The following is a 315-nucleotide window of genomic DNA, read 5'->3' on the forward strand; positions in this document are numbered from 1 at the left end:
TCAAAAACTAATCTTTCATAACCATTGGCCGGTTGATAACCATGGCGAATTGCTTTTAGAACGGATGCTGTTTTATTCGTTCCGCTGTGGAAAATACCTTTCTTAAAATAGACAGATCTCTTTTTTCCAGCAATTTTTCTGATTCTCTCGCTCATTAGATCTTGCGAGTATGATGTTGCTTGTAAAAGAATTGGCAAAGCAACTAAGATAGTTTTCAAAAATTTCATTAAATACCCTTCCATGGTCAATAATTCACAATATTATTTTACTGTAAGTGGAACAAAAAAAGAATAAATATTAAGAGTATTTAGGTAA

At 31.7% G+C, this 315-nt stretch carries 1 protein-coding gene; it reads right to left on the reverse strand.

Annotation, left to right across the window (positions count from 1 at the left end):
* Positions 1–227, reverse strand: a 227-nt coding sequence (locus tag M901_RS08005; protein WP_034721339.1) for a hypothetical protein, incomplete at its 3' end; no start/stop codon positions are given.
* Between the last annotated feature and the right edge of the window lie 88 nt (positions 228–315).

Origin of the sequence: Bacteriovorax sp. DB6_IX (assembly GCF_000447775.1) — a bacterium.
Lineage (GTDB): Bacteria > Bdellovibrionota > Bacteriovoracia > Bacteriovoracales > Bacteriovoracaceae > Halobacteriovorax_A.